General features: G+C 63.5%; 22 protein-coding genes. 10 read left to right on the top strand and 12 right to left on the bottom strand.

From position 1 onward, the window contains the following. Window positions 1-24 precede the first annotated feature (24 nt). Both ACTJLC_RS01210 and ACTJLC_RS01205 read left to right on the top strand, forming a co-directional pair. Complete coding sequence (locus tag ACTJLC_RS01210) at window positions 25-951, top strand: CysB family HTH-type transcriptional regulator (RefSeq protein ID WP_073426831.1); 927 nt, start codon at window positions 25-27, stop codon at window positions 949-951. Window positions 952-1,107: 156 nt separating this feature from the next. Next, window positions 1,108-2,151, top strand: coding sequence for an asparaginase (locus ACTJLC_RS01205; RefSeq protein ID WP_440843189.1), 1,044 nt, complete (start codon window positions 1,108-1,110; stop codon window positions 2,149-2,151). A 145-nt stretch (window positions 2,152-2,296) separates the two neighbouring features. Here the strand turns inward: ACTJLC_RS01205 and lysM are convergent, their stop codons facing one another. From lysM to gcl, 4 genes are all read right to left on the bottom strand, one after another. Then, window positions 2,297-2,785, bottom strand: coding sequence for a peptidoglycan-binding protein LysM (gene lysM / locus ACTJLC_RS01200; protein WP_073426830.1), 489 nt, complete (start codon window positions 2,783-2,785; stop codon window positions 2,297-2,299). Window positions 2,786-3,329: 544 nt separating this feature from the next. Beyond that, window positions 3,330-4,238 (bottom strand): 2-hydroxy-3-oxopropionate reductase, encoded by a 909-nt coding sequence (locus ACTJLC_RS01195; RefSeq protein ID WP_073426829.1) that lies wholly within the window; start codon window positions 4,236-4,238, stop codon window positions 3,330-3,332. A 71-nt stretch (window positions 4,239-4,309) separates the two neighbouring features. Continuing rightward, window positions 4,310-5,119 (bottom strand): hydroxypyruvate isomerase, encoded by an 810-nt coding sequence (hyi, locus tag ACTJLC_RS01190; RefSeq protein ID WP_440843188.1) that lies wholly within the window; start codon window positions 5,117-5,119, stop codon window positions 4,310-4,312. Between the two features lie 107 nt (window positions 5,120-5,226). Then, window positions 5,227-7,002: a glyoxylate carboligase gene (gene gcl / locus ACTJLC_RS01185; protein ID WP_073426827.1), complete on the bottom strand. Its 1,776-nt coding sequence runs from the start codon at window positions 7,000-7,002 to the stop codon at window positions 5,227-5,229. Between the two features lie 184 nt (window positions 7,003-7,186). Between gcl and ACTJLC_RS01180 the strand changes: the two genes are divergently transcribed. The 8 genes from ACTJLC_RS01180 (at window position 7,187) to ACTJLC_RS01145 (ending at window position 13,075) form a co-directional block, all read left to right on the top strand. Beyond that, on the top strand, window positions 7,187-8,101 hold the full coding sequence (locus ACTJLC_RS01180; RefSeq protein WP_244744211.1) for a LysR family transcriptional regulator: 915 nt from the start codon (window positions 7,187-7,189) through the stop codon (window positions 8,099-8,101). Between the two features lie 180 nt (window positions 8,102-8,281). Beyond that, window positions 8,282-8,656: a 30S ribosomal protein S6 gene (gene rpsF, locus ACTJLC_RS01175; RefSeq protein WP_073426825.1), complete on the top strand. Its 375-nt coding sequence runs from the start codon at window positions 8,282-8,284 to the stop codon at window positions 8,654-8,656. Between the two features lie 50 nt (window positions 8,657-8,706). Next, the gene (priB, locus tag ACTJLC_RS01170) at window positions 8,707-9,006 is read left to right on the top strand and encodes a primosomal replication protein N (RefSeq protein WP_073426824.1); all 300 of its coding nucleotides are present in this window, start codon (window positions 8,707-8,709) and stop codon (window positions 9,004-9,006) included. A gap of 2 nt (window positions 9,007-9,008) precedes the next feature. Beyond that, on the top strand, window positions 9,009-9,284 hold the full coding sequence (rpsR, locus tag ACTJLC_RS01165; protein WP_073426823.1) for a 30S ribosomal protein S18: 276 nt from the start codon (window positions 9,009-9,011) through the stop codon (window positions 9,282-9,284). 27 nt (window positions 9,285-9,311) lie between these two features. Then, a complete protein-coding gene (gene rplI, locus ACTJLC_RS01160) occupies window positions 9,312-9,764 on the top strand; it encodes a 50S ribosomal protein L9 (protein ID WP_073426822.1) in 453 nt (150 codons plus the stop codon). 158 nt (window positions 9,765-9,922) lie between these two features. Beyond that, window positions 9,923-11,308: a replicative DNA helicase gene (locus ACTJLC_RS01155; RefSeq protein ID WP_073426821.1), complete on the top strand. Its 1,386-nt coding sequence runs from the start codon at window positions 9,923-9,925 to the stop codon at window positions 11,306-11,308. 130 nt (window positions 11,309-11,438) lie between these two features. Further along, window positions 11,439-12,065 carry a DUF47 domain-containing protein gene (locus tag ACTJLC_RS01150; RefSeq protein WP_073426820.1) on the top strand — a complete coding sequence of 209 codons (627 nt, stop codon included), beginning with the start codon at window positions 11,439-11,441 and terminating at the stop codon, window positions 12,063-12,065. Beyond that, complete coding sequence (locus tag ACTJLC_RS01145) at window positions 12,065-13,075, top strand: inorganic phosphate transporter (protein ID WP_073426819.1); 1,011 nt, start codon at window positions 12,065-12,067, stop codon at window positions 13,073-13,075. Before ACTJLC_RS01150 ends, ACTJLC_RS01145 begins: the two co-directional genes overlap by 1 nt. A gap of 60 nt (window positions 13,076-13,135) precedes the next feature. Here ACTJLC_RS01145 and ACTJLC_RS01140 read toward each other — a convergent pair whose 3' ends face one another. The 8 genes from ACTJLC_RS01140 to ACTJLC_RS01105 form a co-directional block, all read right to left on the bottom strand. Next, complete coding sequence (locus tag ACTJLC_RS01140; protein ID WP_073426818.1) at window positions 13,136-13,942, bottom strand: SDR family oxidoreductase; 807 nt, start codon at window positions 13,940-13,942, stop codon at window positions 13,136-13,138. A 148-nt stretch (window positions 13,943-14,090) separates the two neighbouring features. After that, complete coding sequence (locus ACTJLC_RS01135; protein WP_440843187.1) at window positions 14,091-15,278, bottom strand: NlpC/P60 family protein; 1,188 nt, start codon at window positions 15,276-15,278, stop codon at window positions 14,091-14,093. A gap of 204 nt (window positions 15,279-15,482) precedes the next feature. Further along, a complete protein-coding gene (locus ACTJLC_RS01130; RefSeq protein ID WP_244744209.1) occupies window positions 15,483-17,348 on the bottom strand; it encodes a PhoH family protein in 1,866 nt (621 codons plus the stop codon). 338 nt (window positions 17,349-17,686) lie between these two features. Beyond that, window positions 17,687-18,148 carry a peroxiredoxin gene (locus ACTJLC_RS01125; protein WP_073426815.1) on the bottom strand — a complete coding sequence of 154 codons (462 nt, stop codon included), beginning with the start codon at window positions 18,146-18,148 and terminating at the stop codon, window positions 17,687-17,689. 150 nt (window positions 18,149-18,298) lie between these two features. Then, window positions 18,299-19,195, bottom strand: a complete 897-nt coding sequence (locus ACTJLC_RS01120) for a polysaccharide deacetylase family protein (RefSeq protein ID WP_073426814.1) — start codon at window positions 19,193-19,195, stop codon at window positions 18,299-18,301. A 9-nt stretch (window positions 19,196-19,204) separates the two neighbouring features. Then, entirely contained in the window at window positions 19,205-20,269 is a 1,065-nt protein-coding gene (locus tag ACTJLC_RS01115; RefSeq protein WP_073426813.1) for a bifunctional UDP-4-keto-pentose/UDP-xylose synthase, read from the bottom strand. Next, window positions 20,266-21,201: a formyltransferase gene (locus tag ACTJLC_RS01110; protein ID WP_083083589.1), complete on the bottom strand. Its 936-nt coding sequence runs from the start codon at window positions 21,199-21,201 to the stop codon at window positions 20,266-20,268. Before ACTJLC_RS01110 ends, ACTJLC_RS01115 begins: the two co-directional genes overlap by 4 nt. Then, window positions 21,198-22,238 (bottom strand): glycosyltransferase, encoded by a 1,041-nt coding sequence (locus ACTJLC_RS01105; protein WP_073426811.1) that lies wholly within the window; start codon window positions 22,236-22,238, stop codon window positions 21,198-21,200. Before ACTJLC_RS01105 ends, ACTJLC_RS01110 begins: the two co-directional genes overlap by 4 nt. Window positions 22,239-22,243 lie beyond the last annotated feature (5 nt).

The following is a 22,243-nucleotide window of genomic DNA, read 5'->3' as shown; positions in this document are numbered from 1 at the left end:
TCTGGCTGAACCGGAGACATACAGATGAACTTCCAGCAATTGCGCTTCGTGCGCGAGGCCGTGCGTCAGAACATGAATCTGACCGAGGTGGCGAACGTGTTGTACACGTCGCAGTCGGGCGTATCGAAACAGATCAAGGATCTCGAGGACGAACTCGGCGTCGACATTTTCATTCGGCGCGGCAAGCGTCTGACGGGGCTCACGGAGCCGGGCAAGGCGGTGCATCAACTGATCGAGCGGATGTTGCTCGACGCGGAGAATCTGCGCCGCGTCGCGCGCCAGTTCGCCGATCAGGACAGCGGCCACCTGGTCGTGGCGACCACGCACACGCAGGCGCGCTATGCGCTGCCGAAGGTGATCCGTCAATTCACCGAGGTGTTCCCGAAAGTGCACCTGGCGCTGCGCCAGGGCAGCCCGCAGCAGATCGCGCAGATGATCATCAACGGCGAGGCGGATATCGGCATCTCGACCGAGGCGCTCGACCGCTTTCCGGACATCGTCACGTTTCCGTGCTACTCGTGGCATCACGTGGTGGTCGTGCCGAAGGATCATCCGCTCGTGGGCCGTGAAAATCTGACGCTCGACGAAATCGCCGAATTCCCGATCGTCACGTATGACCAGGACTTCACGGGCCGCTCGCACATCGACCAGGCGTTCGCCAAGGCAGGCGCGTTGCCCGACGTCGTGCTGACCGCGATCGACGCGGACGTGATCAAGACCTACGTCGAACTCGGCATGGGCATCGGCGTGGTGGCGGCGATGGCCTACGATCCCAGGCGCGATACCGAACTGGTGGCGCTGGATACCCAGCATTTGTTCGAGGCGAGCACGACGCGGGTCGGTCTGCGCAAGGGTGCGTTCCTGCGCGCGTATGCGTATCGGCTGATCGAGATGTTCGCGCCGCAGTTGAACGAAGCGGAGATCGCCGCGCAATTGCGCGAGGCGGTGTGAGGTTGGCGCCGGATCCTTGAGGTCCGGCGCGAAGTGGCGCTGAATCGTTCGCGGGCGATGCGCGAGCGTTGGCGCCCAGCATCGCTAATCCAAAACGAACGGCCATCCGTTTTTTCACGCATCGCGGCGCGCGGCGCATCGCTTACAATCGCCGCCATGAATACTCCGACTTCCTCTTCCGCGACGCCTTCAAACCAGGGCGTCACACCGACGCTGCCGCGCATCGCCGTGCTCGCCACCGGCGGCACGATCGCCGGGGCCGCGGCGGACGCCGCCAACACTTCCGGCTACCAGGCGGGCGTGGTCGGCGTCGATCAATTGCTGGCGGCGGTGCCGGCTTTGTCCACGGTGGCGCGCATCGCGCCCGAGCAGATTGCCAGCATCGACAGCAAGGACATGGCGCTGCCGCTCTGGACCACGCTCGCGCAACGCATCAACGCGCTCCTCGCCGAAGACGACATCGACGGCATAGTCGTCACGCACGGCACCGACACACTCGAGGAAACCGCCTATCTGCTGCATCTGACCGTCAAGTCGGACAAGCCGGTCGTGCTGAGCGCGGCGATGCGTCCGGCGTCCGCGCTCTCCGCCGATGGTCCGCTGAATCTGCTGAACGCCGTGACGGTCGCGGCGCACGCGGGCTCGCGCGGGCAGGGTGTGCTGGTGGCCTTCAACAACAAGATTCACAGCGCGCGCGACGTGGTGAAGACGAGCACGTATGCCGTCGACGCATTCCACTCGCCGGAGATCGGCGCGCTCGGCTGGGTGCAGGACGGGCGGGTCGAATTCCAGCGCGGCGTGGTGCGTCCGCATACGCTCGCGACCGAGTTCGTGATCGGCGCGAAGTGGCCGCATGTGGAGGTCGTCGCGAGCTATGCCGGCGTCTCACGGATTGCCGTGGATGCGCTCGTTGCCGCCGGCGTGCGCGGCATCGTGGTGGCCGGCACGGGCAACGGCTCGATCCACGCGTCGCTGCAACAGGCGTTGGCCGATGCGGTCTCGCAAGGCGTCGCAGTGGTGCGCTCCTCGCGGGTGGGTTCGGGGCACGTGATGCGCAACGGCGCCGCCGCCGACGACGCGCTTGGTTTCGTCAGCGCGGGCTCGCTGAACCCGTACAAGGCCCGTGTGCTGCTGATGCTGGCATTGGCCGCGGGTGGCACGGGGCCGGTTGCGCTGCAAAAGGTCTTCGATACGTATTGATGCGGTAACGGTCACGGCCACACGCATGATCGTCCAATGAAAACGCGGCGCTCGAGTTGATGACTCGAGCGCCGCGTTTTTCGTTTTTACCGCTGCTTTTACCGCTGTTATTACCGCTTGCTGCAATGCTTACCGCAACCGCGGGTTACTGCGGCGGAATCACCAATACCTGACCCGGATAGATCTTGTCCGGGCTCTTCAGCATCGGCGTGTTGGCCTGGAAGATCACGTCGTTCTTCGCGCCGCTGCCGTAGTACTTCTCGGCGATCTTCCACAGATTGTCGCCGGGCACGACGGTATGAAACTGCGTGGGCGCCGCCGCGGGCGTGGTGACGGTCAGTTGGTCGTCCACCTTGTCGACGTTCTGCACGTTGCCGGCCGCGACGAGAATCTTGTCCTTGGTCGGCTGGTCGGCCGCCTCGCCGGATACGGTGACGGTGTGGCTCGTGCCGTCGTATGCGACTTGCAGGTTGGTGGCGTCCAGACCCTGGGTGCGGATATACGCGGCGATCGCGTCGCCCGCTGTTTTATTCAACGCCGCAAGGTCGGGCGCGGCAGGCGCGGCTTGTGCCGAGGTCGAGGCGGCGCCGAACAGTTTTTCGCCGGCTTCCTTGATGAAACTGAGAATACCCATGGATCACACTCCTAACGTGGCGGCGCAAGAATACTTTGCGCACGGGTTGTGCACTGGTTGCGAATCGGGCGAATGAAGCGGAAGACGCGCGCTGCGAAGAGCGGCACGGGATGCCTGAAACGCAAGCAGGCGGACTCAAGGAGTGTAGGAGAAAAGCGCGAAGCGATGTGTCAAAAAAGGTGCGCCGGGGTGCTTGCAGTTGCAAGCAAATGCAAGCAAGCGTGCAAGCGAATGCACAAGCGAGCGCACAAGCGGACGTGCAGCAAGCGGCGTGCATGATGCACCCCGCCGCGAGACATTGGCGGAAAAAGCATGACGATGATCCGACAGCCGGACACCCGACGACGACGTCTGACCGACCAAGGCTTCCCCGGCGCCGCCGGGTGCCGCTGCGGACCCCACTGTGCCGCTCTCAGCCCAGAGCGACACGCTTTGTCCGCTGCGCCGCGCATGTCGCGCGACGCAACGGACGCCCCACCTGCGATTGCCGTGACGACGAAGGCCAAGCCGACGAAGCCGCGGTCAAGGCAACCCGCGTGACGACTCAAGCAGCCTTCGCCGCGCTATCCGGCGCTTGCGCGACTTCGTAGTTCGCCATGATTTCCAGAGCGCGCACCATCGCCGAGTGATCCCATGCCTTGCCGCCGTTCGCCGCGCACACGCTGAAGAGTTGCTGCGCGCTCGCCGTATGCGGCAAGGCGATGCCGAGCTTGCGCGCGCCGTCGAGCGCGAGGTTCAAGTCCTTCTGATGCAGTTCGATGCGAAAGCCGGGATTGAACGTGCGTTTGGTCATGCGTTCGCCATGCACTTCGAGAATGCGCGACGAAGCGAAGCCGCCCATCAACGCCTTGCGCACGCGTTCCGGATCGGCGCCCGAGCGCGATGCGAACAGCAGCGCTTCGGCCACCGCTTCGATGTTCAGCGCGACGATGATCTGATTGGCGACCTTGCAGGTTTGACCCGCGCCGTTCTCGCCGATCAGCGAAATGTTCTTGCCCATCAGTTCGAACAAGGGCTTGGCCTGCGCGAACGCTTGTTCCGGACCGCCCACCATGATCGTCAGCGTTGCTTCGCGCGCGCCGACTTCGCCGCCGGACACCGGGGCGTCGAGGTAATCGACGCCGAGCGCATTGATCTTCTTCGCGAACGCCTGCGTATCGAGCGGGGAGATCGAGCTCATGTCGATCACCAGCTTGCCCTTCGTGAGACCGGCGGCGACGCCGTCGTCGGCGAACAGCACGTTGGCGACGTCAGGCGTGTCCGGCACCATGATGATGACGATGTCGGCGGCTTGCGCGACAGCGGTCGAATCGGCGACCACGGTGGTCGTTTTGCCCAGATCTTCCGGCACCGGGTACGCGCCGTTCACGAACAGCGAATGACCGCCCTTGATGAGGTTGCGCGCCATGTGCGCGCCCATGATGCCGAGGCCGATGAAACCGATCTTTGCCATGTGTCTGAATCTCCAGTGTTGTTGGGTCGCCCGGGGACTTCCTTCCGGGCGCGACGCGCCTGATCGTTCGATCAGACAGCGGCGTGGGCCGCGCCGCGCGCCTGCCCGGCCACGCTGCGCACCCAGCCGAGGCCGGCCGCCGTGGTGGTGCGCGGCTTGTATTCGCAACCGACGTAGCCGTCGTAGCCGAGCGAATCGAGCAGATCGAACAGGAACGGGTAGTTGATTTCGCCGGTGCCCGGTTCGTTGCGCCCCGGGTTGTCGGCGAGCTGGATGTGCGCGATGCGCGCCAGGTTCTTCGTGATCGTCGCCGCGAGTTCGCCTTCCATCCGTTGCATGTGATAGATGTCGTATTGCAGGAACAGATTGTCCGAAGCCACGGCGTGGATCACGTCGAGGCCTTCGGCGGAACGGTTCAACGCGAAGCCGGGGATGTCGTAGGAATTGCACGGCTCGACCAGCAGCCTGATGCCGGCCTTCTTCAATTCACCCGCGGCAAAGCGCAGGTTCTCGACGATGGTCGAGCGCGCCTTGTCCGCGTCCACGCCGGCGCTCGGAATGCCGACGAGGCAGTTCAGTTGCGGCACCTTCAAGGCACGTGCGTATTCGATCGCGCGGCCGACGCCTTCCTGGAACTCGCTCACGCGATCCGGCAGACACGCAATGCCGCGTTCGCCGGCTTCCCAGTTGCCCGCGGGCAGGTTGTGCAAGACGAGTTTCAGGCTGTTCTGCTGTAGACGTTCGCTCAGCTCAGCGATCTGATACGGATAGGGGAACAGGAATTCGACGGCGTCAAAGCCCGCGTCCGCGGCGGCCGCGAAGCGGTCGAGGAACGGGACTTCGTTGAAGAGCATGGTTAGATTCGCTGCGAATTTCGGCATGATGCGGGGGTCTCGCTGGTCGGTCAGTGGAATGACTTCGTGAGGCGCTTTCACAGCGTCGGGTCGCTACGCTGCGAAAGCCCTCATGTGATGCAAAGTCGGGAAACTCAGTCGGCGATGCTGATCGCGGTCGGTGCGTCCTCGCGCGTCGCGGCCAGTTCCTCGAACTCGTTGATCGCGTCGATCTCGGTGCCCATCGAAATGTTGGTCACGCGTTCCAGAATCACTTCGACGATTACCGGCACGTTGAACTCGGAGAGCATCGCCTGGGCCCTTTGCAAGGCGGGCTTCAGTTCTTCGGGCTTGAACACGCGGATCGCCTTGCAACCCAGGCCTTCGGCCACCGCGACGTGGTCCACGCCGTAGCCGTTGGTCTCTGGCGAATTGATGTTCTCGAAACCGAGCTGCACGCAGAAATCCATGTCGAATGCGCGCTGCGCCTGGCGGATCAGGCCGAGGTAGGAGTTGTTCACCACCACGTGTACATAGGGCAGATTGAATTGCGCGCCGGCGGCCAGTTCCTCGATCATGAACTGGAAGTCGTAGTCGCCCGAGAGCGCGACGATCGGACGTTGCGGGTCCGCCGCGCGCACGCCGAGCGCGGCCGGAATCGTCCAGCCGAGCGGACCGGCCTGGCCGCAGTTGATCCAGTTGCGCGCCTTGTAGACGTGCAGGAATTGCGCGCCCGCAATCTGCGACAAACCGATCGTGCTCACGTAGCAGGTGTCGCGGCCGAACACCTGGTTCATCTCTTCGTACACGCGCTGCGGTTTCATCGGCACGTTGTCGAAGTGGGTCTTGCGATGCATCGTGCGCTTGCGTTGCTGGCAATCGGCAACCCACGCGCCGCGGTCCTTCAGTTTGCCGGCCGCCTTCCATTCCTTCGCGACTTCGACGAACAGTTCGAGCGCGGCCTTCGCGTCCGACACGATGCCGAGGTCCGGGCCGAATACGCGGCCGATCTGCGTCGGCTCGATATCCACGTGCACGAACTTGCGGCCTTTCGTATAGACCTCGATGCTGCCGGTGTGACGATTCGCCCAGCGGTTGCCGATGCCGAGCACGAAGTCGGAGGCGAGCATGGTCGCGTTGCCGTAGCGGTGCGAGGTTTGCAGGCCGACCATGCCGGCCATCAGCGGATGATCGTCGGGTATCGCGCCCCACGACATCAGCGTGGGGATCACCGGCACGCCGATGGTTTCGGCGAACTCGACCAGCAGATCCTCGGCGGCCGCGTTCAGCACGCCGCCGCCCGAGACGATCAGCGGCTTGTCCGAGTCGTTCAGCAAGGTGAGGGCGGCTTCGATCTGCTTGCGCGTCGCCTTGGGCTTGTAGACCGGCAGCGGCTCGTAGGTGTCGATGTCGAATTCGATTTCGGCGAGCTGCACGTCGATCGGCAGATCGACCAGCACCGGGCCGGGACGGCCCGAGCGCATCAGGTGAAACGCCTGCTGGAACACGCGCGGCACCAGCGCCGGCTCGCGCACGGTGACGGCCCATTTGGTGACGGGCTTGGCGATCGATTCGATGTCGACGGCCTGAAAATCTTCCTTGTACAGACGCGCGCGCGGCGCCTGGCCGGTGATGGCCAGGATAGGAATGGAGTCGGCCTGAGCGGAGTACAAACCGGTGATCATGTCGGTGCCGGCGGGGCCCGACGTGCCGATGCACACGCCGATGTTGCCGGGCTGGGCGCGCGTATAGCCCTCGGCCATGTGCGACGCGCCTTCGACGTGACGCGCCAGCACGTGGCTGATATTGCCTGCCTTGCGCATGGCCGAGTAGAACGGGTTGATCGCAGCGCCCGGAACGCCGAATGCGGTGTCGATGCCTTCTTTCTCGAGCACCAGCACGGCTGCGTCGACGGCTCTCATCTTGGCCATGAATGTCTCCTGAATGTCTGTGGTCTGTGGCGGGCGCAATTCGCGGATGAAGCTGCAACGAATTTGCGAATCAAGCGTTGTCGAATGCACTTTAGGCCTGACCAAAAGGTTTGATAAGATCAGTTCGGGTCGCTTATTTCGAAACAAAAAGTATGGAATGGCGCGAGGCCGGCAGGAGACAGACATGGACCGCTTCAAGCAGATCGAAACCTTCGTGCGCGTGGCGGATGCGGGCAGCCTGGCCGCCGCCGCGCTGGAAGAGGGCGTGTCGCCGGTGATTCTCGGCCGCCGGATCGACGCGTTGGAAAAGCGCCTCGGCGTGAAGCTGATGTACCGCTCGACGCGCCGTCTGGTGGTCAGCGAGGAAGGCGCCGCGTTTCTGGAGCGCTGCCGCGGCCTTCTCACCGAATGGGACCAGGCGGAAAACGAGCTGAGCGCCGGACGGCGCGCGGTGAACGGCCATCTGATCGTGTCGGCGCCGGCCGCGTTCGGGCGCAAGCACGTCGCGCCGCTCGCCCCGGCCTTTATCGCCGACAAGCCGGAATTGCAGGTGTCGTTCAACCTGACCGACCGTGTCGTGGATCTGGTGCGCGAGGGCTACGACCTGTCGATCCGGATCGGCGGGGCGGTGGATCCGAACTTCGTCGCGGTGAAGCTGGCGTCGAACCGGCGCGTGGTGTGCGGCACGCCGGAATATTTCCGCCAGCACGGCAAGCCGAAAACGCTCGAGGATCTGCCGCGCCACAACTGCCTCGCCTTCAATCTGCAAGGGGGACAGAACCGCGGCTGGTACTTTCGCCGCAACGGCAAGCTGGTGACCGTGCGGGTAGGCGGCTCGCTCGACTGTAACGACGGCGAGCTGCTGCATCGCTGGGTCTCGGAAGGGCTCGGGCTCGGCTGGCGCTCGACGTGGGAGATCCAGCAGCAACTCGCGCGCGGCGAACTGGAAACCGTGCTGGACGAATTCGCGCTGCCCGATTACGACATCCTCGCGGTGTATCCGCAGCAGCGTTATGTGCCGGCGAGGGTGCGCTATTTCATCGATTATCTGAAAGAGGTGTACGCGAGCGAGGATTACTGGAACCGTCCGGCCTATTGACGGATGGCTCCTGCCTCGGGTTTGCGGCGCTAAACCGTTGAAAACACACCTGATTCGCGCGCCACAATAACGGGATATCTTGCAGCCCGGCCCCATTCGGGTTACACTCTTCGGCTTCTCACTTGCCACACCGGTTCCGACGCCCGGGTGGCTTTAATCCACAAGTCCACAGGAGTGTGTATGCGTCATTATGAAATCGTCTTTATCGTGCACCCCGATCAGAGCGAGCAAGTGCCCGCCATGATCGAGCGCTACAAGACCACGATCACCTCGCACGGTGGCCAGATCCACCGTATCGAAGACTGGGGCCGTCGCCAACTGGCCTACATGATCGAGAAACTCGCGAAGGCTCACTACGTCTGCATGAACATCGAATGCGACCAAACCACGCTCGACGAGCTGGAGCACGCATTCAAGTTCAACGACGCCGTTCTGCGTCACCTGATCGTCAAGATGAAGAAGGCCGAAACCGGCCCGTCGCCGATGATGAAGGAAGTGCAGCGCGAAGAAGCCAAGAAGTCGGCTGCCACGCAACCGTCCGAAGCGCAGGCTTAAGACACACTATTTAAGCTACCAGAACAAGCGTCGCTCTCGTCAAAGGGCTCATGAACCGGCTGCAACTCACGGCCAGCGTCGTCGAACGCGAACCGGTGCGGTACACCCCCGCCGGCGTTCCGATTGCAGGCTGCACGTTGCACCACCGCGCGGAAGTCGTCGAAGCCGGCATCACCCGGCAAGTCGAACTGACCATGCAGGCGGTAGCCGCGGGCGAGGCGAGCGGTAAGCTGGAAAGCTGCCAGATGGGCGTGGAAACGCTCTTCACAGGCTTTCTGGCGAAAAAGCACCGCAACGCAAGAACTCTGGTATTTCACATCACAGCATTACAGGACATTGGAAAGGACTGAACATGGCCCGCCCGACTGGTAAGAAATTCGACAAACGTCGTCAGCAACAAAATCCGCTCTTCAAGCGCAAGAAGTTCTGCCGTTTCACGGCAGCCGGTGTCGATCACATCGACTACAAGGACCTCGAAACGCTGAAGGACTTCATCGGCGAAAACGGCAAGATCACGCCGGCGCGTCTCACGGGTACGAAGTCGCACTATCAACGCCAGCTGGACACGGCAATCAAGCGCGCACGTTTTCTCGCGCTGGTGCCGTACACCGACCAGCACAAGGCCTAACCCGACGACGCGATAAGGAGCATCCGCATGCAAATCATTCTTCTGGAAAAAGTCGTCAATCTGGGCAACCTGGGCGATATCGTGAAGGTCAAGGACGGTTACGCACGTAACTTCCTGATCCCGAACAAGCAAGCTCGCCGTGCAACGAAGGAAGCCCTGGCTGAATTCGAAGTGCGCCGCGCCGAACTGGAAAAGACCGCCGCTGAAAAGCTGGCTGCCGCTCAGGCTCAAGGCGAAAAGCTGGCAGGCTCGACGATCCAGATCGGCCAGAAAGCCGGCGTGGACGGCCGTCTGTTCGGCTCGGTGACGAACGCGGACATCGCCGAGGCGCTCGGCAAGCAAGGCTTCGCGGTGGAAAAGGCGCAAGTGCGTCTGCCGGAAGGCCCGCTGAAGATGGTCGGCGACCATCCGGTCCAGATCTCGCTGCACACCGACGTTGTCGTCGATGTGACGGTGTCGGTTCTGGGCGAGCACGTCTAAGCATCGTCTGACATCTGCCAGGACGTTGTGCTGGCAAATGGGATAGGAGGCAGGGGCCGGGTGACCGGCCCCTGCCTTTTTTATGCCCGTTTTTCGATGTCTCGAAGTATCGGTTTTTAGATTTCCCTCGGCACGCATTTACCCGATAATTCCTCTCCATGAACGCACCGTCCAAAGATCCCCAACTCGAGTCGCTGAAAGTCCCGCCGCATTCGATCGAGGCCGAGCAATCGGTGCTGGGCGGCCTGCTGCTCGACAACGCGGCTTGGGACCGCATCGCCGACTTCTTGTCGCAGAGTGATTTTTACCGCTACGACCACCGCCTCATTTTCGAGCACATCGGCAAGCTGATCGCAGCGACGCGGCCGGCCGACGTGATTACCGTCTATGAAGCGCTCGGCACCGCGGGTAAAGCTGAGGAGGTCGGCGGTCTCGCGTACCTGAACGCGTTGGCGCAGAACACGCCGAGCGCGGCCAATATTCGCCGTTACGCGGAAATCGTGCGCGATCGCGCCGTGCTGCGCCGGCTCGTTTCGGTGGCCGACGAAATCTCGGCCGACGCATTCAACCCCCAGGGTAAGGAAGTCCGGCAATTGCTGGACGAGGCCGAATCGAAGGTGTTTTCGATCGCCGAGGACGGCGCGCGCGGCACGCAGGGTTTCCTCGAAATCGGACCGCTGCTGACGCAGGTGGTCGAGCGGATCGACACGCTCTATCACACCGCCAATCCGAGCGACGTGACCGGCACGCCAACCGGCTTCGTCGACCTGGACCGCATGACCTCGGGCATGCACGGCGGTGAGCTGATCATCGTCGCGGGTCGTCCGTCGATGGGTAAAACGGCGTTTTCGATGAATATCGGCGAATACGTGGCGGTCGAATACGGCTTGCCGGTCGCGGTGTTCTCGATGGAAATGCCGGGCTCGCAACTCACCATGCGTATGCTGGGTTCGGTCGGCCGGCTGGATCAGCACCGCATGCGAACCGGGCGCCTGACCGACGAGGATTGGCCGAAGCTCACGCACGCGGTGCAGAAAATGAGCGAGGCGCAGATTTTCATCGACGAAACCGGCGGCCTGAACCCGATGGAACTGCGTTCGCGCGCGCGCCGGCTGTCGCGCCAATGCGGCAAACTCGGCCTGATCATCATCGACTATTTGCAACTGATGAGCGGCTCTTCGACCGGCGAAAACCGCGCGACCGAGATTTCCGAAATCTCGCGTTCGCTCAAGAGTCTCGCCAAGGAACTCGACGTGCCCGTGATCGCACTGTCGCAGCTCAACCGCGGTCTCGAGCAGCGCCCGAACAAGCGGCCGATCATGTCGGACCTGCGCGAATCCGGCGCCATCGAGCAGGACGCGGACGTGATCCTGTTCATTTACCGGGACGAGGTTTACAACCCCGACAGTCCCGACAAGGGCACGGCGGAGATCATCATCGGCAAGCAGCGGAACGGTCCGATCGGTCCGGTGCGCCTCACGTTCCACGGCCAATATACGAAGTTCGATAACTTTGCGGGTGCGCAAAATTTCTACGGCGAGTGACGCCCAGGAAGTAAAGCGACAACTCACGCGCCTGTTGTAACGGCGCTTTCACAAGTGCGGCATCCACCCCGGAACGGTACAATATGGCGGTTTTATGTCAGCCATTACGTGACCAATTTCCGGGATCCCAATGTTCGGTCGATTCATGCCCACCGAGGGCAAGTTCTTTGAAATTTTCAATGCGCACGCAAAGTGCATCGTCTCGGCGAGCCACGAACTCGAGCTGCTGATCGACAATCTGCAAGACGCCGAGACCCATAAGCAAAACGTGCAGAAAGCCGAGAAGGCTGCCGACAAGCTCACGCACGAAACCATCGACCTGCTGCACAAGACCTTCATCACGCCGCTCGACCGCGACGAGATCCACAAGCTGATCACCACGATGGACGACATCCTCGATCTGATGGAGGACGTCGCCACCGCCATTTCGCTGTACGACGTGCAGGCGGTGACCTCGGAAGCGAGCCAACTGGCGCACATCTGCACGGCGACCTCCGAGCGCGTGCAGTTCGCCGTCAGCCTGCTGTCGGACATGAAGCAGGCGAGCCAGATTCTGAAGGCGTGCGAGGAAATCGACCGTCTGGAATCGGAAGCCGACCGCGTGCTGCGCTCGGCCATGTCGAAACTCTTCCGCGAAGAAGACAACGTCAAGACCCTGATCAAGCTGAAAGCGATTTACGAATTGCTCGAAACGATCACGGACAAGTGTGAGGACGTAGCGAACATCATCGAAGGCATCGTGCTGGAAAACGCATAATGCAATCGATACAACTCGCTATCTGGGTCGTCGCCGGCCTGGTCGCCGTCGCACTGATTTTCGACTTCATGAACGGCTTTCACGACGCGGCGAATTCGATCGCCACGGTCGTCTCCACCGGCGTGCTGAAGCCGCAGCAGGCGGTGGCCTTCGCGGCGGCATTCAACGTCGTCGCGTATTTCGTGTTCCATCTGAAAGTGGCGGCCACCGTCGGCAAGGGCACGATCGATCCGAATATCGTCGACCATTACGTGATTTTCGGCGCGCTGGTCGGCGCGATCGGCTGGAACGTCATCACCTGGCATTACGGCATTCCGTCGAGCTCCTCGCATGCGCTGATCGGCGGGCTGGTGGGCGCGGCGCTCGCCAAGTCGGGCTGGGACTCGCTCAATTTCGACGGCTTGATGAAGACGGTGACTTTCATCTTTATCTCGCCGCTGCTCGGTTTCGTGCTGGGATCGTTCTTCATGCTGGCGGTGTCGTGGCTGTATTTCCGCACGCCGCCGAGCAAGGTCGACCGGCGTTTCCGGCGCCTGCAACTGCTGTCAGCGGGCTTATACAGCCTCGGCCACGGCGGCAACGACGCGCAGAAAACCATCGGCATCATCTGGATGCTGCTGATTGCAACCGGCTATGCGTCGTCGATCGCGGAAGCGCCGCCGCTATGGGTGATCGGCGGCTGTTATCTGTCGATGGGCCTCGGCACGCTGTTCGGCGGCTGGCGGATCGTCCGCACAATGGGCCAGAAAATCACCAAGCTCAAGCCGGTCGGCGGTTTTTGCGCGGAGGCGGGTGGGGCGATCACGCTGTTTACCGCCTCGGCACTCGGCATTCCGGTGTCCACCACGCATACGATCACCGGCGCGATCGTCGGTGTGGGCGCCACGCAGAAGTTGAGCGCGGTGCGGTGGGGCGTGGCCGGCAACATCGTCTGGGCGTGGATTTTGACGATTCCGGCTTCCGCTGCCCTTGCCGCAGCCGGCTGGTGGCTCGGCCACCACTTTCTGTAAGCGCGGGGCGGTCTCGCCGCCTTCCGCGCAATTCACATACAGCGCTTTGAAGCGCGCCGTTCAGATCAGCGGCGCGCTGGCTCCGTCCATCGGGACGATCGCGCCTGTCACATAGCTCGCGCGGCGGCTCGCCAGAAACAGCGCGACGTCGGCGATTTCTTCCGGCTTCGCAAAGCGTCCGAGCGGCACTTTCGCCTGGCCGCGCGCGAGCGCCTCCGTGTTCTCGATGCCTTGCTGCGTCGCTTCCAGGTTGACCGCTTCCTCGACGCGTTCGGTCAGCGTGGAACCGGGGTTGATCGCGTTGATGCGGATGCCGTAGCGCGCGTAATAGTGAGCGAGGCCGACGGTCGCGAGCATCAGCGCGGCATTCGCGGCGCCGCCGGCGATATGGATATCGCTGGGAACCTTGCCGCCCATGCCGATGATGTTGACGATCGTGCCGGGCGCCGCGCCGCTGCCGGTTTTCACGCGCTCGGCCATGCGGCGCAACACTTCCTGCTGCGGATAGATGTAGGGGAAATACTTCGCTTCCATGGTGGCGCGGAACGCGTCGGCGTCGAGCGTTTCCGGGTCATAGCGGCGGGCGGCGCCCGCGCTGTTGATCAGCACGTCGATCGGGCCAACCGCGGCGCTGACTTCCTCGACGATATCGGCGGCGCTGTGCGGCTCGTGCAGATCGGCGCGGGTGCGGTGCACGTGCAGACCCTCCTGTTTCAACTGCTCGTAAGCGCGCGCCAGATTGGCGGGGTCGCGCGAGACGATCGCGACCCTGGCGCCCTCCAACGCGAATGCGCGGGCGCAGGCAAGCCCGATTCCCTTGCTGCCGCCCGTGATCAACACCACCTTGTCTTTCAGCCCGAGGTCCATTGTTACCACCCGCTGTCGGAAGAAATATCGGTGACGATAGCAGATCGGCGGGCGAGGCGTGATGCGTTGGCTCGTGGTGCGGCGCGCTGTGCATGGTACTCGGCTCTCCTCCGGTTGCGCGATGCACAGCCGAGTTGCGTTGCCGCCTTTAGAAGTTGCCGTTGGCGAAACGGGCGATGGGGTCGTCGTTGGTTTGCGAAGGAGCGGGGGTGCCGCGCGAGGCCGTCGAGGCGCGCATGATCTGTACGTCGCCGCCATTGGCACCCGCTTGCTGGGCCTGGCGGGCGGCCACCGAAGCGGGCGGCGGCGGTTCGAACGCATCGGCGGCGGCGTCGATCGGGTCAGGCGTCCGGCTGCCCGATGTCTGCTGGCCAGTGCTTGCGGTGCTTGCAGTGGTCGCCGGTTGCGTCGCCGAGCCCCCGGCGGCGTCGTAGACACCGGCTTGAGCCGCGGGAACAGCCGCCGGGGATACCGCGCCTGCCGCTCGCGCCTGGATCTGCGCGGCGCTCATGCCGGGCGGCGGCGGTTCGAACGCGTCAGCTTGCGGCGCTGGCGCTGCTGTCACGACTGCGGCGGCCGATTGAGCGCCCGCGCTCGATGGAGCACGAGACGCCGTCGCGATGCGGCTCGCCTGTTGCGGCGCGGTGGCGCCGGCCGCGTAAGCCGGTGAAGTCTGCGTTGCCTTCGCCGGCGCGGCCGCCGGGCCCGTCGACGCCATCGACTCGCCCGGCATGACGCGCTCGGGCTGCGGCGCCGAGGCTTGATAGTTCGGCGTATCGAACGGGGTCGGTTTCGCGGCCGGCGCGGCCACGCGACGAATACCGTCGAAGCGCTTGGCCCAATACGGATTGGTCAGGTAATCGAGCCGCACGGTGCCGCCCGTCGACGGCGCATTGACGAAGCGCAGCTTGCCGACGTAGATGCCGACGTGCGAGTGCGCGCGCCCCGTCGTATTGAAGAAAATCAGGTCCCCCGGCGCGATTCCGTCCGGCTCGATCGATTCGCCGCGCCCGCTCATGTCGGCGGTGGTCCGCGGCAGATTCACCGATGCGGCACGCGCGACCACGTAGCGAACCAGGCCGCTGCAATCGAAGCCGCTATCCGGCGTATTGCCGCCCCAACGGTAGGGGATGCCGACGAGACTCATCGCCTGGATCGAGATTTCCTCGCGGCCCACGCTGTGATCGACGAAATTCGGGAAGCCCGCGGGCGGCGCGCGATAAGCGCCATTCGCGACCGCCACCGACGAACCCGACCCGCGCGACGTCTTCTGCGGCGCGCCGGCACAGGCGGCGAGCAGCACAACGGTCAGCAGCGAAAAGGCGAGTCGGCGCATGAGGACGACCGAGCGGTAAACGCTCGTTTAATGGCAAACGATGTCGGGATGGTAGCCCGCACTGCATGGCTGCGGCAAGAATTCCTGATGAATTACTTGAAGTTCGTGCGCTAAGTGTGGCCAGAACCGAACGCGCGGCGCATGAAAAAGCCGCGTCCGGAATGCTCCGGACGCGGCTTGGATGTCACGCCAATGCGCTGAAACTTAAAGAATTTCCGACGCGTAGTCGGCGAGACGGGAGCGTTCGCCGCGCGCCAGCGTCACGTGGCCGCTGTGCGCCCAGCCCTTGAAGCGGTCGACCACATAGGTCAACCCCGAACTGCCTTCCGTCAGGTAAGGCGTGTCGATCTGCGCGATATTGCCGAGACAGATGATCTTGGTGCCCGGACCCGCGCGCGTGACCAGCGTCTTCATCTGCTTCGGCGTCAGGTTCTGCGCCTCGTCGATGATCAGATACTTGTCCACGAACGTGCGGCCGCGCATGAAGTTCATGCTCTTGACCTTCAGGCGCGAGCGGATCAGTTCCTGAGTCGCGGCGCGGCCCCATTCGCCGGCGGCATCGTCGGTTTTCTGCAGGACTTCGAGGTTGTCGTCGAATGCGCCCATCCACGGCTGCATCTTTTCCTCTTCCGTACCCGGCAGAAAGCCGATGTCTTCGCCGACCGGCACCGTCGCGCGCGTCACGATGATCTCGTTGTAGCGCTTGTCGTCGAGCACCTGCGCGAGACCGGCCGCGAGCGCGACCAGCGTCTTGCCGGTGCCCGCCTGACCCAGCAGCGTGACGAAGTCGATTTCCGGATTCATCAACAGGTTGAGTGCGAAGTTCTGCTCGCGGTTGCGCGCGGTGATGCCCCACACGTTGTTCTTATGATGACCGTAATCGCGCAGGGTCTGCAGCAGCGCCGTCTTGCCGTTCAGTTCGCGCACCAGCGCATGAAACGTCGGCTCGCCGTTCTGCGGTTCCAGATAAACGAACTCGTTGACCAGCATCGAGGCGCACAGCGGCCCCGTCACACGGTAATAGGTGGTGCCGGTTTTCGTGTCCTGCCAGCTCTCCATGCCCTTCGCGTGCCTGGTCCAGAAATCCTGCGGCAGCGCACGGATGCCGGAGTACAGCAGATCGCTGTCCTCGAGCACCTGGTCGTTGAAGTAATCCTCGGCGGGCAGGCCGAGCGCATGCGCCTTGATGCGCATGTTGATGTCTTTCGACACCAGCACGACCTGACGGTCCATCCGGTCGCGCTGCAACGCTCGCACGACGCCGAGAATCTGATTGTCGGCCTTGCCTTCCGGCAGGCCTTCGACCGGCTCGATGGCGGTGAGCTTGGTCTGGAAATACAGACGCCCGGACGCCTCGCGGCTGCCCAGACGCGCCAGCGAAATGCCGTCGGACATGTTGCCGGCGTTCGCGACCAGCGCGTCCAGCGTGCGGCTCACCTGGCGAGCGTTGCGCGCGACTTCCGACATGCCCTTTTTGTGGTTGTCGAGCTCTTCCAACGTCATCATCGGCAGATAGACGTCGTGCTCCTCGAAACGGAACAGGCAGCTTGGATCGTGCATCAGCACGTTCGTGTCGAGCACGAAGAGCTTCTGCATTTCGAGCGTGCCGGTGGCGGCGCCGCGCTTCTTGCCGGTGCCGCGCGTGCCTGGCGCCGTGACGGCGGGCGCGCTCGCGGCAGGCTGTTTCGCGCTCGGCGCGCGCGCGACGACCGGCTGTGCTTCGGCCGCGGGTGCAGCCGGCTCCGCCTGCGGACGAGCGGCGGGAACCGGTTGCAGCAACGCGGCCTTCTGCCGCGATTTCCGGCCGGGCGCCGGCGCGGCTTGCGCGGCTGCGGCGGACGAAGCAGGGGCAGCCGGCGACGCCGGCACGGGCCGCAAGGTGGTCGCGGCATTGGCGGCATGCGCCATCGGCGTGGCGACATTGGCGCGGCCGTAATCGGCCGGCTCCGCGTTGTCCCCGTCGCCAGCCTGTTTCTTCGCGGCGGAGCGCGCCGGCGTGGCGGCCTTGGCCTTGTATTCGTCAGGCGGCAGGAGATTGCCGAGCTTGCTGGGGGGGGTAGGCAAAGGCATGGTTTCCCTCGAAAAAGTCGGGTCACATATCGTGCGCCGCCTGTCGCATTCTGCCGGTGCGCGTGAGTGCGCACGCAGTTTGCGCCCGGAGGCGCGCATTCGGTCTAGAGATGCCGGTTCGCCTGGTCTTCGATCGGCTCCTTAACGGAAACGCGCGGCCGAGTGAACGAACGGCCGCGCGCAATTAAAAAAGCCGCCGCCCCGGCGTACGGGGCAAGCGGCTCGCCTACGGTCATCGCGTTGCGCCTCACGACTTCGACAAGACCACTGTCAAGTCCGGCACAGCCGCGGAAGGAATGGGGTGGACAGGCACTCATTGCGGCCCAATATAACGCGCCTCACAGCGCTTGTACAGCTTCCAGAATGTCGTCGACATGCCCTGGCACCTTCACGCCGCGCCACTCCTGGCGCAGCACGCCTTCAGCGTCGATCAGGAACGTCGAGCGCTCGATTCCCCGTACTTCCTTGCCATACATTTTCTTCATTTTGATGACGTTGAAGAGCGCGCACAGCGTTTCTTCAGGGTCCGAGATCAGCGGGAAGGGCAGTTCGAGCTTGGCCTTGAAGTTGTCATGCGAGCGCAGGCTGTCGCGCGACACGCCGAGAATTTCGGCGCCGGCCTTCTTGAACTTCGGATACAGATCGCGGAATTGCAGACCTTCGGTCGTGCAGCCCGGCGTGTTGTCCTTCGGATAAAAATACAGCACCACCTTCTTGCCCCGCAGCTTGGACAGCGTGATCTCGCCGCCGGTAGCGGGGGCGGTGAAGTCGGGGATGGGTTGGTCGACTGCGATGGGCACGAGGTTCTCCGGTTGTTATGGCCGGCGCCGAATGGATGATTGCTGGCGGCGTCGGCCTGGCATCGATGCTTGTGGGGGAAAGTGAACCGCGGCGCGGGCACGTTTTCGCGCGGCGCTCAGGGTCGTCGGAGCCGGCTGCTGGTCGGCCAGTCAGGAGGGCTGGACGATCAACTCGCCGGAGCGGCCTGGAATTTCGCCCCACGTGACAGGGTACGTGGGCAGCGTGCCGCGGTCTAGCGTGGCGTGGTAATCACCCATGGTCGCAAAGGTATGGCCTTGCGCGCGCCAGCCGTCCAGCAGCTGCTCGAAAATCGGGGCGAGCTTTTGCCCTTCGAGTTCCGCGTGCAGCGTGAACACCTGATCGTGCGGATTGTTCTCGGTATGCTTCAACATCCATGCGGCGACGTTGTGCTCGTCGACGCCGTCCACGCCGAGCACTTCGTCGAGCGTGGGCAGCGTGGTGGGCATCTGCACGTGTGCAAGCGTCTTGCCGCCCACCACCGGCAGATACGGCGAATGGCCGCGACCGTCGGACGCGTAGCGCATGCCCCAGGCGTCGATCTGTTCGAATGCGTGGCCGTTCATTTGCCAGCCGGCCGCGCCGTGCGTGACGGGCGGCGTGCCGAACACCTCGATGAAACGGTCGTGGCTTTTCTGCATTTGCGCCGCGGTCCACGCGCGGTCTTTCGAACGCACGTTGTCCTGCCAGTACACGTGATCCCACGTATGAATGCCGCATTCGAAGCCGGCTTCATGAATCGCGCGCATTTCCGCCGACGCCCGCGCGCCGATGTCGGGACCGGGCAGCAGCACGCCGTACATCAGTTGCCGGATGCCGTAGTGCTCGACCACCGAGGTGCGCGACACCTTCTTCAGAAAGCCCGGCCGCAACACGCGGCGCATCGCCCAACCGGTGTGATCGGGCCCGAGGCTGAAGAGGAACGTGGCGCGCGCCTTGAAGCGGTCGAAGATGCGCGCGAGATTCGGCACGCCTTCGCGAGTGCCGCGCAGCGTGTCGACGTCGATCTTCAGGACGATACGAGCCAAGGATCGGCCTTATTGCTGTTCGACGAGCGCGCGTGCTTCCGCGACGTGGCCGCGATACGCTTCGAAAATCTTGCGCAGCGCTTCGTCGAAGGTCGACTTGGGCGCCCAGTTGAGTTCCTGCATCGTGTTGTCGATCTTCGGCACGCGGTTCTGCACGTCCTGGTAGCCCGCGCCGTAGTACGCGCCCGACGATGTCTCGACCAGTTGCACTTTCTTCGCGGTCTCGGCGTACTCCGGGAATTCGGCGGCCAGCGTCAGCATCTTGTGCGCGAGTTCGCGCACGGAGAAGTTGTTGGTCGGGTTGCCGATGTTGTAGATCTTGCCCGTCGCCACCCGGTTCTTGTTCTCGATGATCTTCATCAGCGCGCCGATGCCGTCGTCGATATCCGTGAACGCGCGCTTTTGCGCGCCGCCGTCCACGAGACTGATGTTCTCGCCGCGCACGATATGGCCGAGGAACTGCGTGACCACGCGCGAGCTGCCTTCCTTCGGCGTGTAGATCGAGTCGAGTCCCGGGCCGATCCAGTTGAACGGACGGAACAGCGTGAAGTTGAGGCCCTCCATGCCGTAACCCCAGATCACGCGGTCCATCAACTGCTTCGAGCACGCGTAGATCCAGCGCGGCTTGTTGATCGGGCCATACGACAGTTGCGATTCTTCGGGATCGAACTGCTCGTCCGCGCACATGCCGTAGACCTCGGACGTGGACGGAAACACGAGGTGCTTGCCGTACTTGACGGCCGAACGCACGATCGGCAGGTTCGCCTCGAAATCGAGCTCGAACACGCGCAGCGGCTGCTTCACGTAGGTGGCGGGCGTGGCGATCGCGACCAGCGGCAGGATCACATCGCACTTCTTGATGTGATACTCGACCCACTCCTTGTTGATCGTGATGTCGCCTTCGAAGAAGTGCATCCGCTCATGATTGAGGAGGTCGCCCAGACGCTCGGTTTGCATGTCCATCCCGAAGACTTCCCAATCGGTGGTTTCGAGAATGCGTTTGGACAGGTGATGGCCGATGAAGCCGTTCACACCCAGAATCAGGACTTTTTTGGCGAAACCTTCGGTTTTCATGAGTGACGGGGAGTTTGGATGAGCTGGGCGAATTCGGCCGGCGTGAGAACGGTTTCGTGGCCGTCGTGCTGGTGCCGCAATTCGTGGATGGCGATTGCGCGACCGTCGCCGCATATCGCGAAAACGGCATTATCGCTTACGTGCAGGCCAGGGGGCAAATCCGAGCGGAGCGCGCCCGGCACGGCCAGACGCGCGCGAGCGACGATGAAACGCCGCCCGCCGAGGTCGGTGAAAGCGCCGGGATAGGGCGGCGCGACCGCGCGGATCAGGTTGTAGACCTGCTGCGCGGGCTGCGTCCAGTCGATGCGGCCGTCTTCCGGCTTGCGTCCGCCGTAATAACTGCCTTGCGACAGATCGTTCGGCAGATGCGGCGCTTCCCCCGCCAGCAGCGCCGGCAGTACACGCCACAGCGTTTGCTCGGCGGCGACCGTGACCTTGTCGAATACTTGCGCGGCGGTGTCGTCGGGCAGGATCGGCACGGGCGTTTGCGCAATGATCGCGCCGGCGTCGGGCTTCGCGGCCATTTCGTGCAGCGTCGCGCCGGTCTCGGTTTCACCGTGGATCACCGCCCAGTTGGTCGGCACGCGGCCGCGGTATTTCGGCAACAGCGAGCCGTGCATGTTGTAGGCGCCGCGCGCGGCGAGCGCGAGCAGGTCGACCGGCAACATGTGGCGATAGTAGAACGAGAAGATGAAGTCCGGCCGCGCGGCGCTCACCGCGGCGCGCAGTTCCGGGCTCTTCGGATCCGCCGGCGTCACGACCGGAATGCCGTGCTCGGCCGCCACCGTTGCGACGCTGCCGAACCAGATGTTTTCGCTCGGGCTGTCTTCGTGCGTGACGACCAGCGCCACTTCGACGCCGCGCGCGAGCAGCACCTGCAGGCAGCGCACGCCGACGTTGTGATACGCGAATACGACGGCGCGCGGTTTCATGGATTGGGTCCCTGATTGACTGGCGCCGATTGCACGGCCTGCACGACCGTTTGACGCGGCGCCTCGCTCACGGCGGCGCCGTCGCGCTGCTCGAGAATGGTCTGCACCAGATAGCGCGGACGCGCGCGCACCTGCTGATAGATCCGGCCGATGTATTCGCCGAGCAGCCCCAGCGCGAAGATGATCACGCCGAGCAGGAAGAAGGTGATGGCGAACAGCGTGAACACACCTTGCACTTCCGCGCCGATGATGAAGCGGCGAATCAGCAGCAGCACGAAGAGCGCCGCGGACCCGAGCGACAGGATCACGCCGATGAACGACAGCCACTGCAGCGGCACCACCGAAAAGCCGGTGACGAGGTCGAAATTCAGGCGGATCAGCGAATACAGCGAGTACTTCGATTCGCCGGCGAAACGCTCTTCGTGCGCGACTTCGATTTCCACCGGATTCTGCGCGAAGGTATACGCGAGCGCCGGAATGAACGTGTTGATCTCGCCGCAGCGATTGATCGTGTCGATGATGTGACGGCTGTACGCGCGCAGCATGCAGCCCTGGTCGGTCATCTTGATGCGCGTGATGCGCTCGCGCAGGCGGTTCATCGCGCGCGAGGCCTTGCGGCGCCACAAACTGTCCTGGCGTTGCAGGCGAATCGTGCCGACGTAGTCGAAGCCTTCGCGCATCTTGTTGACCAGCTTGCCGATTTCCTCGGGCGGGTTTTGCAGGTCGGCGTCGAGCGTGATGACGATCTCGCCGCGCGACTGCTCGAAGCCCGCCAGAATCGCCATGTGCTGACCGTAGTTGCCGTTCAGCAGGATCACGCGGCTCGTGTCGGGCCGCGCGCGGAACTGCTCGGCGAGGAGAGCAGCGGATTTGTCGCGGCTGCCGTCGTTGATGAAGATCACTTCATACGACGTGCCGAGCGCATCGAGCGCCGGGTAGAGGCGCGCGAATAGCGCGGCCAGCCCGGCTTCCTCGTTGTACACCGGAATGATGATCGACACTTCCGGCGTGACGGCGCGTTGTTCCGTATAAATCATTTCCG

Origin of the sequence: Paraburkholderia sp. 22099 (genome assembly GCF_052045835.1) — a bacterium.
GTDB lineage: Bacteria > Pseudomonadota > Gammaproteobacteria > Burkholderiales > Burkholderiaceae > Paraburkholderia > Paraburkholderia terricola.
The sequence above is the reverse complement of the archived record's forward strand: the minus strand, read 5'-3'. Positions and strand labels throughout refer to the sequence as shown.

Excerpts from the sequence above, each read along its gene's own strand:
- rpsR (WP_073426823.1), top strand. The coding sequence starts at position 9,009 with ATGGCCCGCCCGACTGGTAAGAAATTCGACAAACGTCGTCAGCAACAA.
- lysM (WP_073426830.1), bottom strand. The coding sequence starts at position 2,785 with ATGGGTATTCTCAGTTTCATCAAGGAAGCCGGCGAAAAACTGTTCGGC.
- ACTJLC_RS01115 (WP_073426813.1), bottom strand. The coding sequence starts at position 20,269 with ATGAAAACCGAAGGTTTCGCCAAAAAAGTCCTGATTCTGGGTGTGAAC.
- rplI (WP_073426822.1), top strand. The coding sequence starts at position 9,312 with ATGCAAATCATTCTTCTGGAAAAAGTCGTCAATCTGGGCAACCTGGGC.
- ACTJLC_RS01155 (WP_073426821.1), top strand. The coding sequence starts at position 9,923 with ATGAACGCACCGTCCAAAGATCCCCAACTCGAGTCGCTGAAAGTCCCG.
- ACTJLC_RS01195 (WP_073426829.1), bottom strand. The coding sequence starts at position 4,238 with ATGGCAAAGATCGGTTTCATCGGCCTCGGCATCATGGGCGCGCACATG.
- ACTJLC_RS01150 (WP_073426820.1), top strand. The coding sequence starts at position 11,439 with ATGTTCGGTCGATTCATGCCCACCGAGGGCAAGTTCTTTGAAATTTTC.
- ACTJLC_RS01145 (WP_073426819.1), top strand. The coding sequence starts at position 12,065 with ATGCAATCGATACAACTCGCTATCTGGGTCGTCGCCGGCCTGGTCGCC.
- ACTJLC_RS01105 (WP_073426811.1), bottom strand. The coding sequence starts at position 22,238 with ATGATTTATACGGAACAACGCGCCGTCACGCCGGAAGTGTCGATCATC.
- ACTJLC_RS01110 (WP_083083589.1), bottom strand. The coding sequence starts at position 21,201 with ATGAAACCGCGCGCCGTCGTATTCGCGTATCACAACGTCGGCGTGCGC.
- priB (WP_073426824.1), top strand. The coding sequence starts at position 8,707 with ATGAACCGGCTGCAACTCACGGCCAGCGTCGTCGAACGCGAACCGGTG.
- ACTJLC_RS01180 (WP_244744211.1), top strand. The coding sequence starts at position 7,187 with ATGGACCGCTTCAAGCAGATCGAAACCTTCGTGCGCGTGGCGGATGCG.
- hyi (WP_440843188.1), bottom strand. The coding sequence starts at position 5,119 with ATGCCGAAATTCGCAGCGAATCTAACCATGCTCTTCAACGAAGTCCCG.
- rpsF (WP_073426825.1), top strand. The coding sequence starts at position 8,282 with ATGCGTCATTATGAAATCGTCTTTATCGTGCACCCCGATCAGAGCGAG.
- ACTJLC_RS01210 (WP_073426831.1), top strand. The coding sequence starts at position 25 with ATGAACTTCCAGCAATTGCGCTTCGTGCGCGAGGCCGTGCGTCAGAAC.
- ACTJLC_RS01140 (WP_073426818.1), bottom strand. The coding sequence starts at position 13,942 with ATGGACCTCGGGCTGAAAGACAAGGTGGTGTTGATCACGGGCGGCAGC.
- ACTJLC_RS01205 (WP_440843189.1), top strand. The coding sequence starts at position 1,108 with ATGAATACTCCGACTTCCTCTTCCGCGACGCCTTCAAACCAGGGCGTC.
- ACTJLC_RS01135 (WP_440843187.1), bottom strand. The coding sequence starts at position 15,278 with ATGCGCCGACTCGCCTTTTCGCTGCTGACCGTTGTGCTGCTCGCCGCC.
- gcl (WP_073426827.1), bottom strand. The coding sequence starts at position 7,002 with ATGGCCAAGATGAGAGCCGTCGACGCAGCCGTGCTGGTGCTCGAGAAA.
- ACTJLC_RS01130 (WP_244744209.1), bottom strand. The coding sequence starts at position 17,348 with ATGCCTTTGCCTACCCCCCCCAGCAAGCTCGGCAATCTCCTGCCGCCT.